This is a genomic window from Streptomyces sp. NBC_01176 (assembly GCF_045039825.1).
Taxonomy (GTDB): Bacteria; Actinomycetota; Actinomycetes; order Streptomycetales; family Streptomycetaceae; genus Streptomyces.
Genome location: NZ_CP108600.1, coordinates 5657798 through 5670371, shown reverse-complemented (window position 1 = coordinate 5670371; position 12574 = coordinate 5657798). Strand labels below are relative to the sequence as shown.

The 12574-nt window shown below is 72.2% G+C and carries 10 protein-coding genes; 3 read left to right on the top strand and 7 right to left on the bottom strand.

From position 1 onward, the window contains the following. Nucleotides 1-126 precede the first annotated feature (126 nt). The 6 genes from OG199_RS24510 to rsmI all read right to left on the bottom strand — a co-directional run bounded on the left by OG199_RS24510 (nucleotide 127) and on the right by rsmI (nucleotide 6626). Nucleotides 127-1026 carry a 4-(cytidine 5'-diphospho)-2-C-methyl-D-erythritol kinase gene (locus tag OG199_RS24510; RefSeq protein ID WP_356807895.1) on the bottom strand — a complete coding sequence of 300 codons (900 nt, stop codon included), beginning with the start codon at nucleotides 1024-1026 and terminating at the stop codon, nucleotides 127-129. Continuing rightward, the gene (gene rsmA, locus OG199_RS24505; RefSeq protein WP_356807897.1) at nucleotides 1023-1922 is read right to left on the bottom strand and encodes a 16S rRNA (adenine(1518)-N(6)/adenine(1519)-N(6))-dimethyltransferase RsmA; all 900 of its coding nucleotides are present in this window, start codon (nucleotides 1920-1922) and stop codon (nucleotides 1023-1025) included. The genes OG199_RS24510 and rsmA overlap by 4 nt, the downstream gene beginning before the upstream one ends. Nucleotides 1923-2416: 494 nt before the next feature. Continuing rightward, nucleotides 2417-3931: a ubiquitin-like domain-containing protein gene (locus OG199_RS24500; RefSeq protein WP_405831274.1), complete on the bottom strand. Its 1515-nt coding sequence runs from the start codon at nucleotides 3929-3931 to the stop codon at nucleotides 2417-2419. Between the two features lie 137 nt (nucleotides 3932-4068). Continuing rightward, complete coding sequence (locus OG199_RS24495; protein ID WP_356809224.1) at nucleotides 4069-4941, bottom strand: TatD family hydrolase; 873 nt, start codon at nucleotides 4939-4941, stop codon at nucleotides 4069-4071. Between the two features lie 120 nt (nucleotides 4942-5061). Further along, nucleotides 5062-5538 (bottom strand): hypothetical protein, encoded by a 477-nt coding sequence (locus OG199_RS24490; RefSeq protein ID WP_356809223.1) that lies wholly within the window; start codon nucleotides 5536-5538, stop codon nucleotides 5062-5064. 230 nt (nucleotides 5539-5768) lie between these two features. Then, nucleotides 5769-6626, bottom strand: coding sequence for a 16S rRNA (cytidine(1402)-2'-O)-methyltransferase (gene rsmI, locus OG199_RS24485; protein ID WP_356809222.1), 858 nt, complete (start codon nucleotides 6624-6626; stop codon nucleotides 5769-5771). A 95-nt stretch (nucleotides 6627-6721) separates the two neighbouring features. On the opposite strand from rsmI, the gene OG199_RS24480 reads away from it, so the two are divergent. Beyond that, a complete protein-coding gene (locus OG199_RS24480; protein ID WP_405831271.1) occupies nucleotides 6722-8461 on the top strand; it encodes a dolichyl-phosphate-mannose--protein mannosyltransferase in 1740 nt (579 codons plus the stop codon). A 79-nt stretch (nucleotides 8462-8540) separates the two neighbouring features. Here OG199_RS24480 and OG199_RS24475 read toward each other — a convergent pair whose 3' ends face one another. Beyond that, nucleotides 8541-8774 (bottom strand): hypothetical protein, encoded by a 234-nt coding sequence (locus tag OG199_RS24475; protein WP_356806576.1) that lies wholly within the window; start codon nucleotides 8772-8774, stop codon nucleotides 8541-8543. A gap of 356 nt (nucleotides 8775-9130) precedes the next feature. On the opposite strand from OG199_RS24475, the gene OG199_RS24470 reads away from it, so the two are divergent. Both OG199_RS24470 and OG199_RS24465 read left to right on the top strand, forming a co-directional pair. Continuing rightward, a complete protein-coding gene (locus OG199_RS24470) occupies nucleotides 9131-10759 on the top strand; it encodes a penicillin-binding transpeptidase domain-containing protein (protein WP_356806578.1) in 1629 nt (542 codons plus the stop codon). 96 nt (nucleotides 10760-10855) lie between these two features. Next, the gene (locus OG199_RS24465) at nucleotides 10856-12520 is read left to right on the top strand and encodes a penicillin-binding transpeptidase domain-containing protein (RefSeq protein WP_356806580.1); all 1665 of its coding nucleotides are present in this window, start codon (nucleotides 10856-10858) and stop codon (nucleotides 12518-12520) included. Nucleotides 12521-12574: the final 54 nt, after the last annotated feature.

Below are 12574 nucleotides of genomic sequence, written 5' to 3'. Positions count from 1 at the left end.
CCGCCCGGCGTCAGCGCGCCCGTACTCAACTCACCTCTGAGTACGGGAAGTCGGCGTCCGGAACGATCAGAAGGCCGGAGAGGCCGGAGAGGCCGGACGGTCCGAGAGGCCGGACGGTCCGCGAGGTCACACGACGGTGGCGCCCGGTGCGGGGCCTTCGGTGACCCTCACCGTCCGGCAGGTCCCGGAAGCGCGCAGGGCCCCGGCCACCGTCCGCGCGGACTCGGCGTCGGCCGCGAGGAAGGCGGTGGTCGGCCCGGAGCCGGAGACGAGCGCGGCGAGGGCGCCGGAGGCGCTGCCCGCGGCGAGGGTGTCGGCGAGGGCCGGGAAGAGGGAGAGGGCGGCGGGCTGGAGGTCGTTGGAGACCGTGGCCGCGAGGGCGGCGGCGTCGCCCTTCGCCAGGGCGTCGAACAGGTCCTGCGAGGCGACCGGTTCGGGGATCCGCACCCCTTCGTTCAGCCGGTCGAACTCCCGGAAGACCGCCGGGGTCGACAGCCCGCGCTCGGCGATGGCGAAGACCCAGTGGAAGGTCCCGCCGACCTCCAGCGTCCGCAGCCGTTCGCCGCGTCCGATTCCGAGTGCCGCCCCGCCGACCAGGCTGAACGGCACATCGCTGCCCAACTCGGCGCAGATGTCGAGGAGTTCCCGGCGCGAGGTGCCGGTTCCCCACAGGGCGTCGCAGGCGAGCAGCGCGCCGGCGCCGTCGGCGCTGCCGCCCGCCATGCCGCCCGCGACGGGGATGTCCTTGGCGATGTGGAGGTGGACGGCGGGGTCGATGCCGTGGCGGCGGGCGAGTTCGAGAGCGGCGCGGGCCGCGAGGTTCGTACGGTCCAGGGGGACCTGGTCGGCGTCGGGGCCCGAGCAGGTGACGCGCAGCTCGTCCGCCGGCGTCACCGTGACCTCGTCGTACAGGCCGACCGCGAGAAACACGTTGGCCAGGTCGTGGAAGCCGTCGGGGCGGGCGCCGCCCACGGCGAGCTGGACGTTGACCTTGGCAGGGACGCGTACCGTCACCGTCTGCGTCACGGCTGGACCGACTCCTTGTTCTCGACGGTGTTCCCGGCGACCCGGTTCTCCGCGATGCGGGCGAACTCCTCGACGGTGAGGGACTCGCCGCGGGCCTGCGGGGAGACCCCGGCGGCGACGAGCGCGGCCTCGGCCGCGACGGGGGAACCCGCCCAGCCGGCCAGGGCGGCGCGCAGCGTCTTGCGGCGCTGGGCGAAGGCGGCGTCGACGACGGCGAAGACCTCGCGCTTGGCGGCGGTGGTCGCCACGGGCTCGGCACGCCGGGTGAGGGACACGAGGCCGCTGTCGACGTTCGGAGCGGGCCAGAAGACGTTGCGGCCGATCGAGCCGGCCCGCTTCACGTCGGCGTACCAGTTGGCCTTGACGCTCGGCACGCCGTACACCTTCGAGCCCGGGGCGGCGGCGAGCCGGTCGGCGACCTCCGCCTGCACCATGACGAGCGTGCGCTCGATGGTGGGGAAGGTGTCGAGCATGTGCAGCAGCACGGGTACGGCGACGTTGTACGGGAGGTTGGCGACGAGCGCGGTGGGCGCGGGACCCGGGAGCTCGGACACCTGCATGGCGTCGCAGTGCACGAGCGCGAAACGGTCGGCGCGGGCCGGCATGCGGGCCGTGACGGTCGCGGGGAGCGCGCCCGCGAGGACGTCGTCGATCTCGACGGCGACCACCCGGTCGGCCGCCTCCAGCAGCGCGAGGGTCAGCGAGCCGAGGCCGGGGCCCACCTCGACGACCACGTCGTCCTCCCGGACGCCTGCGGTGCGCACGATACGGCGCACGGTGTTGGCGTCGATCACAAAGTTCTGGCCGCGCTGCTTGGTGGGCCGCACGCCGAGCGCGCCCGCGAGTTCGCGGACCTCGGCGGGGCCCAGGAGGGCGTCGGGGGTGGGGCTGTTCACGCAGCCAGGGTACGGGGGCGACGACCCCGGCCGACTCCACCGGGCCCCGCGGGCGGCTTCGGAGGCGGTGCGGGTAGGCGGGGGCCGGCCGCGCAGTTCCCCGCGCCCCTGGGAAACAAGGGGCACGGGCGGCGCTTTTTCAGCCCGTCCGGCGCTTGAGGACGAGACCGTCCAGGCCGAACGGGGGTCCGGGGGCGGAGCCCCTGGGCGGGAACCGCACGGTGAAACAAGGGGCGCGGGCGGCGCTCTTTCAGCCCGTCCGGCGCTTGAGGACGAGACCGTCCAGGCCGAACGGGGGTCCCGGGGCGGAGCCCCTGGGCCGGAACCGCACGGTGCCTCGGGCGCGAGTGGGCGGGGGGCTCGCCGCACACCGCCCCGCGCCCCTGGGAAACAAGGGGCGCGGGGCGGTGTTTTCAGCCCGTCCGGCGTTTGAGGACGAGCCCTTCGGGCGAGCGGGGGCCAGGGGCGGAGCCCCCGGACAGGCACACCGGAGGTCAGCCGTGGAGGCGGCCCCCGCAGTGGGGCCACGGAGCCGCACCCCGCCGCACGTACAGCTTCTTCGCCCGCATGGTCTGCTCCCTGGCGGGCGCGTCCTGGGGTCGCCCCGCCCCCCCGAGGCTGTGCCAGGTGTGGGTGTCGAACTGGTAGAGGCCTCCGTAGGTCCCGGAGGAGTCCACGGCGGCGGGCCGCCCTCCGGACTCGCACGCCGCGAGGCCGGACCAGTTCAGGTGGTCGGCCCCCCGGACGGAGTCCGGCCGCGGCTTGGTCCCGACCCGCACCACCCGTGTCCGCGGTTCCCGCACCACCTCGGCCCCCATCCGCCGGGGCCGCTCCTTGACCCCGTTGACGGTCCGCAGCAGATACAGGACCCGCCGGGTCCCCGGCTCACCGGCCCGGTCGACGACCTCCGTGCCGCGGAAGAGCGTGGGATCGTTCGTCCGCGTCACCTTGAAGGGGATCGGCTCCTCGCGGATCTCCCTGGACCCGGTGATCCGCATCACGCTGACCGTCTGGCCGTCCCGCGGGAAGCTCCCGGACGGCACCGACGTCGTGTCCTGGTTGCGCAGCGTGATCCCGGCCTCCTCGACGGCCTCCGCCACGGTCGCCGCGTTCGTCCGGATCGTCCGCGCCCGGCCGTCCGCCATGATCGTCACGGTGCGCTCGGTGCGGACGTCGAGCGCGAGGCCCTCCCGTCCGATGGGCCGGGAGCGCGAGGCGGACAGGTACGCCCCCTCGGCCCGCACCCCGAGCTGCTCCAGCGCCCCGTCCACGGTGGCCGCCGTCGTCCACACCCTGCGCCGGTGCCCGTCGAGCGTGAGGTGCACGGGCCGCCCGTAGTGGACCGCGACCTCGTCACCGCTGGCCAACGGGGTGCCGGGGGCGGGCGCGACGACATCGTGGGGGCCCACCCGCACGCCCTCGCCGCGGAGCAGTTCGCTCACGTCGTCCGCGAAGGTGTGCAGCGTGCGCGGCTTCCCGTCGACGGTCAGTTCGATGGCCTTGTCACTGGCGACGAAGGCGGAGGTGCCGCCGGCCAGGAAGGCGACGACCAGTGCCTGCGGGAGCAGCCGGCGCAGCGGATCGGTGCGTGCGGTGGTCCCTCGGCGCCGGGGCGCACGCCGGGAGGTGCGTCGCACCTCCGCCCGCCCGCCGGTCAGGGGTTCCACCAGCGTTGTCTCAGCGCCCCCCGCGTCCGCAGGCGCCGCCACCGGCCCCTGCACGTACTCCCGGCGGGGCAGCTGGGGCTCCGTGGGGGCCTGGGACAGCAGGGTGACCTGGGACACCTGGGTCGTCCGGTCGGCCAGTGCCTCGTATGCGGGCCGGTACGTGTCCCCGGAGCCGCCCGGCGGTCCGACGGGACCGTCCGGGGGGCCGTCTCGGTACGGCTCGGGGTTCTCGTACGACTCATACGACTCGTAGGCCTCGTAGGACTCGTGGGTCCTGTACGGCTCGTAGGGCTCGTACGGCGTTGCGCTCAGGCCAAACGTCTCGTACTGCGAGTTGCTCACGACGACACGCTCCAGGGTCCGGATCGGGCGACCAGAACCTAGCGGAGCGGTCGTCACTCTCCCAAGCAACGCGGCTACGCTGTGTCGCGACACTGTCCCCGGCCGAGCCCCCGGAAAACGCCTGCAAGCGTTATCGCTCAGTAATCAAAAGCGCGTGCCGTGTTCGCCGAGAGCGCCGTCGCCAGCACGTCTTCGTCGATACCGCGCACTGCTGCCATGGCGCGGACCGTGACCGGAATGAGATACGGCGCGTTGGGCCGTCCGCGGTACGGCACGGGTGTCAGGAAGGGCGCGTCGGTCTCGACGAGGAGCAGCTCCAGGGGCGCCACGGCGATCGCGTCGCGCAGCGGCTGGGCGTTCTTGAAGGTCATGTTGCCGGCGAAGGACATGAAGTAGCCCGCGCGGGCGCAGATCCCGGCCATCTCGGCGTCGCCGGAGTAGCAGTGGAAGACGGTCCGCTCGGGAGCGCCCTCCTCCTTGAGGATGCGCAGCACGTCGGCGTGGGCGTCGCGGTCGTGGATGACCAGCGCCTTTCCGTGCCGCTTGGCGATCTCTATGTGGGCGCGGAAGGACCGTTCCTGGGCGGCTGCGCCCTCGGGGCCCGTGCGGAAGTAGTCGAGTCCGGTCTCGCCGACGCCCTTGACCTGCGCGAGCGCGGCGAGGCGGTCGATCTCGGCGAGGGCCTCGTCGAGGGCGTCGTCGCCGCCGGGCCGCCGCGCGCCCTGGCGGGACCAGCCGTCGGGGTCGCCGTGCACGATACGGGGCGCTTCGTTGGGGTGCAGGGCGACGGTCGCGTGGACGGCGTCGTACGCGGCGGCGGTCTCGGCCGCCCAGCGCGAGCCGTTCAGGTCGCAGCCGACCTGGACGACCGTCGTCACGCCGACCGCCGCGGCCTTGGCGAGGCCTTCCTCGACCGTGCCGGACTGCATGTCGAGGTGGGTGTGCGAGTCGGCGACGGGCACCCGCAGCGGCTCGGGGAGCGGGGGTGCTTCGGTCTTGTCGGAGGGCATGCCCCGATCCTACGAAAGGGGCATGCCCGGTCTCACCCGAGCGGGGGCCGAGCGTCGGCCCGCGCCGCGGTGAGGGTCAGCCCGCCCGGCGGTAGGGGTCAGCCCGCCCGGCGGTGAGCGTCAGCTCGCCCTGCGGTGGTGGAAGGGGTGCAGCAGGTCGGAGAGGTGCCAGTGGTGCGACTCCCCGGGCGCCGCCGCCGACCGGTCGAGGTCCTCGTCCGGGCCCTCCCCGCGCACCTGCGCGGGCTGCCGGGGCAGCGGCCGGTCCGGGTGGTGCGTCCGGTGCATGGAGTTCTGGACGGAGGACACCTGGCCGGCGCGCATGATGCGCACCACGTGACCGTCGCAGTTCTGGCAGGAGGGGCGGCTCAGCGGCGACGGCACGACACGGCCCTCCGCCACGTACATCACGAACTCGCTGCCCTCGGCGTCGTGGTGGTGCTCTATCTCGTACGACTGCTCCCAGCCGTGCCCGCAGCGCATGCAGGCGAAGGAGTACGACTCGTTGACGATGGCGGTCGCCGCGCTGCGATGGCCCGTCTGCTGCCCAGTGACCGGGCCATCGATACGGCCGGTCCGTCCTGCGATCTCACTCATGCCAGTGCTCCTCTTGTCCGCTGGACAAGCGCCTTCGCCGACAGGATTCCCCCTGAATCCCTCCGGCTTTTCGAAGACTGGGGACCGGTGCGTCCCTTCGACCAGTGGACGCTTCTCCGAGCGCGAACGCATCCGGCCTGTCGACTGTTGGAGCCGTTTTGGCCTTTCCTTGTCGGAACGGACTCGGAACACGGTCCGAGCTTTGCTTTTGGCGACCGCCCTTTGCCCTTCTATGGGGCGTTGTGCGCCGCATTCTTTGCTGCGACGACCGCATCGAAGACATCGCGCTTGGGAATTCCGGCTTCCGCCGCGACCGCCGCGATGGCCTCCTTACGGCGTTCACCCGCCTCCTCGCGCACCCGCACCCGGCGCACGAGCTCTCCGGCGTCCAGTTCCCCGGCGCCCTTGGCGGGCGCGCCCTCGACGACGACGGTGATCTCCCCGCGCACGCCCTCGGCGGCCCAGGCGGCCAGCTCGTCCAGCGGCCCGCGCCTGACCTCCTCGTACGTCTTGGTCAGCTCGCGGCAGACGGCGGCCCGCCGGGTGCCCCCGAAGACCTCGGCCATCGCGGCGAGGGTGTCGTCGAGCCGGTGCGGCGCCTCGAAATAGACCATCGTCCGGCGCTCTTCGGCGACCTCCCGCAGCCGCGACAGCCGCTCCCCCGCCTTGCGCGGCAGGAACCCCTCGAAGCAGAAGCGGTCGACGGGCAGCCCGGACAGCGCGAGCGCGGTGAGCACGGCCGACGGGCCGGGCACGGCGGTGACCTTGATGTCCTTCTCGACGGCCGCCGCGACCAGCCGGTAGCCGGGGTCGGAGACCGACGGCATGCCCGCGTCGGTCACCAGCAGCACCCGCGCACCGCCCGCCAGCGCCTCGACGAGTTCCGGGGTCCGGGCGGCCTCGTTGCCCTCGAAGTACGACACGACCCGCCCGGTGGGCTGCACCCCGAGCGCCTGGGTGAGCCGGCGCAGCCTGCGGGTGTCCTCGGCGGCGACGACGTCCGCGCTCTCCAGCTCCTGGGCGAGCCGGGGCGGGGCGTCGGCCGTGTCACCGATCGGGGTGCCTGCCAAAACAAGGGTTCCTGTCACGGATCCATCCTCGCAGGGGCGATCCGCGGCAGCCTCATCCACCCATTAAGGCCCGTGCACGGGACTCGCACAGACCTGTTCCCTACGATGGCGCGGTGACCAGTACCGCGTCCTCCACGGACACCCGGCAGGGCCAGGCCGCCGAAGCGCAGCAGCCGTCGTGGCAGCAGCGGCTGCGCCGCTTCGGATACACGCCGCCGCCGAGAACCGATGTGCGCGACCGGCTCGTGCCGCCGTACGCCGAACCGAGCCCACGGATCTGGGCCGCGTTCGGCCTGCGCCACGAGGTCGCCGAGCGCCTCACACGCTGGTCGGGGTGGGGAGGACCGCTTCTGGTGACGCTGCTCGCCGGGCTGATGCGGTTCTGGAACCTGGGCCGTCCCAAGGCGGTGATATTCGACGAGACGTACTACGCCAAGGACGCGTGGGCGCTGATCCACCGCGGGTACGAGGTCAACTGGGACAAGAACGCCAACGACCTCGTCCTCCAGCACAACGGGCACGTCTCGATCCCCACCGACGCCGCCTATGTCGTCCATCCCCCGGTCGGCAAGTACGTCATCGGGATCGGCGAGTGGATGTTCGGGTTCAACCCGTTCGGCTGGCGCTTCATGACGGCGGTGCTCGGCACGCTGTCGGTGCTGCTGCTGTGCCGGATCGGGCGCAGGATGTTCCGCTCTACCTTCCTGGGCTGTCTGGCGGGCGCGCTGATGGCGGTGGACGGGCTGCACTTCGTGATGAGCCGCACCTCGCTCCTCGACGGTGTGCTGATGTTCTTCGTCCTGGCGGCCTTCGGCTGTCTGGTCGTGGACCGGGACCGGGCGAGAGCCCGGCTGGCGGCCGCGCTGCCGGCCGACGCGGACGGGGTCGTGCGCCCGGACGCGCACACCGCCGAGACGGTACGCCTCGGCTGGCGGCCCTGGCGCTGGACGGCGGGCCTCATGCTGGGACTGGCCCTCGGCACCAAGTGGAGCGGCCTCTACGTCCTCGCCGCGTTCTGCCTGATGTCCGTCCTGTGGGACGTCGGCTCGCGCCGCGTCGCGGGTGCCCGGCACCCGTACGCCGCCACCCTGAAGCACGACACGGGCCTCGCGTTCCTGGCGACGGTCCCGGTGGCGATCGTCACCTACCTGGTCTCCTGGACCGGCTGGATCCTCTCGCCGGACAACGGCAAGGGCGGCTACTTCCGCAACTGGGCCGTGACCGACGGCAAGGGCGGCAACTGGACCTTCCTGCCCGACTGGCTGCGCAGCCTGTGGCACTACGAGCACGAGGTGTACAACTTCCACGTCCACCTCTCGTCGCCGCACACCTACCAGTCGAACCCGTGGAGCTGGCTCGTCGTGGGCCGCCCGGTCTCGTACTTCTACGAGTCCCCGCTGCCCGGCAAGGACGGCTGCCCGGCCGACGCGGGCGACAAGTGCGCCCGCGAGGTGCTGGCGCTGGGCACCCCGATCCTGTGGTGGGCCGCCTGCTTCGCGGTCGTCTACCTGCTGTGGCGCTGGGCGTTCCGCCGCGACTGGCGCGCGGGCGCCATCGCCTGTGGCATCGCGGCCGGCTACCTGCCCTGGTTCCAGTACCAGGAGCGCACGATCTTCTTCTTCTACGCGGTGATCTTCCTCCCGTTCCTGTGCCTGGCCCTCGCCATGATGATCGGCGCGATCCTCGGCCCCCCCGGCTCCACGGAACGCCGCCGCGTCATCGGCGCGACGAGCGCGGGCGTCCTGGTCCTCCTGATCGCCTGGAACTTCATCTACTTCTGGCCCCTGTACACGGGCACGTCGATCCCCATAGACCAGTGGCGATCACGGATGTGGCTGGACACCTGGGTCTAGCCGGACGGACGCATCACGAGGGCGCGGCGGTCCGCCGCGCCCTCTCGTTCGTCCCCGGTGGCCGCCGGTGCCCGTGGTGTCACGGGAACAGGGCGATCCCGACGAGGATCAGCAGGATGATGCCGGCGACGAGCGCGACCGTCGCCCACGTGCCCCGGTGGTGCAGCGGTGCCGCGGGGCTGCCGCCGCGCGGCCGGTCCTCCGGCAGCAGGGGGGCGGCCGGCCGGCCGTGCGCGTAGAACTGTTCGTCGGTCGGATAGACGTTGCGCGGGTCGTCGAAGGCGCGCGGATCGATCTCGTGTGGACTGGTCATCACAACTCCCCGGCACGGCGCCTCGGCGGGGCCGGGGACCGGCGGACGCCTGGGTTCGCGCCGGAGGCGGCGGCTCACCGTCTCCCGGACGCGCAGCCCTTCGGGAAGACGCCGCACAGGCTCTCGCCCCGCTCGCCGCGCACCTTTCGATCGTATACCCGGGCCGTCCACGCGGCCCTGGGAAGCAGCTGCCTCATCCGTGACCACGGTTCGAGGATGTGAACCGAGGTCTGGTCTAACGATTCGGAAAATGTAGACCCCACGCGTCCCTCCTCCCGCATACAGTGCTACGCAGACCGACTTTTCTGAACGCGTTCAGAAGTTCGGGGGGCGGTCCACGGGGAGGGTTTCGCGCGATGCGCAAGGGGGCAAAGGCCGCCATCATCGGCAGTGTGTTCGCCGTGATGGTGGGAGGCGCCGGATACGGCGCGTTCAACGTGGTGAGCGCGCTCGACGGCAACGAGAGCGGGAGCGCGGGCGGGCCCGCGCCGGTGAAGAGCGGGCCGCCGAGCGGCGCGGAGGTCAAGGAGACCTCGGCGAAGTTCCTCGCCGCCTGGGCGAAGGGCGACGCGGCCGAGGCGGCGACGTACACGAACTACGCGAGCCAGGCCGAGGGCCTGCTCGCCGGCTACCGCGCCGACGCCCACCTCACCGGCGTCCGGATCACACCGGGCACGCCGTCCGGCGCGTCCGTGCCGTTCTCGGTGAAGGCCACGGTGTCGTTCGAGGGGAAGTCCAAGCCCTTCGCGTACGACTCGGAACTGACCGTCGTACGCGGCGAGACCACCGGCAAGGCGCTGGTCGACTGGAAGCCGTCGGTGGTCCATCCGGAGCTGAAGGAGGGCGACACACTGGTCACCGGCGAGTCGGCGAGCCCGCCGATCGAGGCCGTGGACCGGAACAACGTTGTCCTGACCACGGAGAAGTACCCCTCGCTGGGTCCGATCCTCGACGCGCTGCGCGAGAAGTACGGCGACCAGGCGGGCGGCACGGCCGGCATCGAGCTGGCGATCCACCACGCGACCGAGGGCGCGGGCGACACCACCCTGGTGACCCTCGCCAAGGGCGAGCCGGGCAAGCTGCGCACCACGCTCAGCGCGAGCGCGCAGGCCGCCGCGGAGAAGGCGGTCGCGCGGTACGCCGAATCGTCCGTGGTCGCGGTCAAGCCCAGCACCGGTGAGGTACTGGCGGTCGCCAACCACCGCGCGGACGGCTTCAACGCGGCCTTCCTCGGCAAACTCGCCCCCGGCTCCACCATGAAGATCATCAGTGCGGCCACGCTGATCGACAACGGCATCACCACGGCGAACGGCCCCGCGACCTGCCCGGACAGCGCGGTCTCGGAGAGCCAGACCTTCCACAACCTGCCGGGCATGGCACCCCAGCTGAACGCGACGCTCTCCGACAGCTTCTCGCGCTCCTGCAACACGGCGTTCGTGAAGTACGCGGACACGGTGAAGGTCGACTCGCTCACCAACGAGGCCGAACAGCGCTTCGGCCTCGGCCGGAACAACTGGAAGACCGGCATCGAGTCCTTCGACGGCTCCGTCCCGGCCTCCGGCGGCCCCGACACGGCCGCCAACCTGATCGGCCAGGGCCAGGTCCAGATGTGCCCGCTGAACATGGCGTCCGTGACCGCGACCGCGATGACCGGCGTCTTCCGGCAGCCGGTCATCGTGTCGCCCCGGCTCGACAACCGTGAGATCGCCACCGCCAAGGGGCTGCCGCCGGGCACGGTCGCCCAGCTGCGCACGATGATGAACCGCACCGCGGTCAGCGGTACGGCCGCCCAGGTGATGGCCGGCCTCACCGGCAGGATCGGCGCCAAGACCGGTTCCGCGGAGGTCGACGCGCAGTCCCGGTCGAACAGCTGGTTCACGGGCTACCGCAACGACATCGCGGCCGCCGCGATGACCCAGCAGGGCGGCCACGGCGTGGACGCGGCCGGTCCGATCGTCGCAGCTGTGCTACGAACGGGCGGCTGACGTCACCCTTCACAGGGCGGGACCCTAGGCTGGGAGCCCTCGTTGAGGAGCGTGAGGGCACCGGGGGCCAGGGGAAGCAGCGGAGGATCGGGAACCGTGGGGAAGAGAAGGCGCGTCGCCGAGCGACGGAAGACGAAGCCCGCCGTGGTCGGCGGGCTGATCGCCGTGGCTGTCGTCGGCGGGGCGTTCGGCGCCTACAGCCTGTACGGCGGTGGCGCGTCCGCCGAGGACGGGACGAGCGTCGGCCACAAGGCCGTGAAGAGCGGTCCGCCGACGGCGGCCGAGGTCACCGCCCTGTCCACGCGGTTCCTCGCCGCCTGGCAGAGCGGTGAGGTCGCGAAGGCGGCCGGTGCCACCACCGACGCCGGGGCCGCGACCACCGTGCTGACCGGCTACACCAAGGACGCGCACATCACCGGCGTCACGGTCACGGCGGGCACCCCGTCGGGGGCCTCCGTCCCGTTCTCCGTCAAGGCCACGGTCACCTACAAGGGCAAGAGCAAGCCACTGGCGTACGAGTCGAAGCTGACCGTCGCCCGGCGGGCCGAGGACGGCGTCGCGCTGGTCGACTGGAAGCCGTCCGTCGTGCACCCGGACCTCCAGGACGGCGACCGTCTGGTCACCGGCGCGGCGGGCACTCCCCCCATCACGGCGCTCGACCGCGCCGGCGGTGAACTGACCACGGCCAAGTACCCCTCGCTGGGCACGGTCCTGGACGGGCTGCGCGAGAAGTACGGCAAGACCGCCGGCGGCACGGCGGGCATCGAGCTGCGGGTGGTCCGCAAGGCCGCGGCGAAGGGCACCCAGAAGTCGCCCGACAAGACGCTGGTGACCCTCAGCGAGGGCACCCCGGGCACGGTGAGGACGACGCTCAGCGCGACCCTCCAGGCGGACGCCGAGCAGCAGGTCGAGAAGAAGACCCGGGCGTCGGTCGTCGTGATGCGTCCCTCGACCGGCGAGATCCTCGCGGTCGCCAACCAGAGCCACGGTTTCAACACCGCCCTCCAGGGGTCCCTGGCCCCCGGGTCCACGATGAAGGTCATCACCTCGTCGCTGCTGATCGACAAGAAGATCGCCTCGGCGGACAAACCGCACCCGTGCCCGAAGTACGTCACGTACGGCGGCTGGAAGTTCCAGAACGACGACAAGTTCGAGATCAAGGGCGGCACGTTCAAGGCGAGCTTCGCGCGGTCCTGCAACACGGCCTTCATCAGCCAGGCGAAGAAGCTGGAGAACGCCGACCTGACGCAGCAGGCCCAGCAGGTCTTCGGGCTGAGCATGAACAACTGGGCCATCGGCGTCCCCAGCTTCGACGGCTCGGTGCCCGTCCAGTCGCAGGCCCAGATGGCGGCCTCGCTGATCGGCCAGGGCGGAGTCCGCATGAACCCGCTGAACATGGCGTCGGTCGCCTCGACGGTCAAGTCGGGCGTGTTCCACCAGCCGTACCTGGTGTCGCCGGACGTGGACCACCGCAAGCTGGCCACCGCCTCCCGCACCCTCTCCGCGGACACGCTCTCCCAGCTCCGCGAACTCATGCAGTACACGGCGGCGTCCGGTACGGCCGCCGAGGCGATGTCCGGGCTCGGCCCCGACTACGGCGCCAAGACGGGCTCCGCCGAGGTCGACAACCAGAAGAAGCCGAACGGCTGGTTCACCGCGTGGAAGGGTGACCTCGCCGCGGCCGGCGTCGTCCAGCAGGGCGGCCACGGCGGCGACACCGCGGGACCGATCGTGGCGGCGCTCCTCAAGGCGGGAAGCTAGACCACGGGCGGCAGGCCGGTGGACGTGCGTGAGCGGCGCCGGTGACCCCACGGG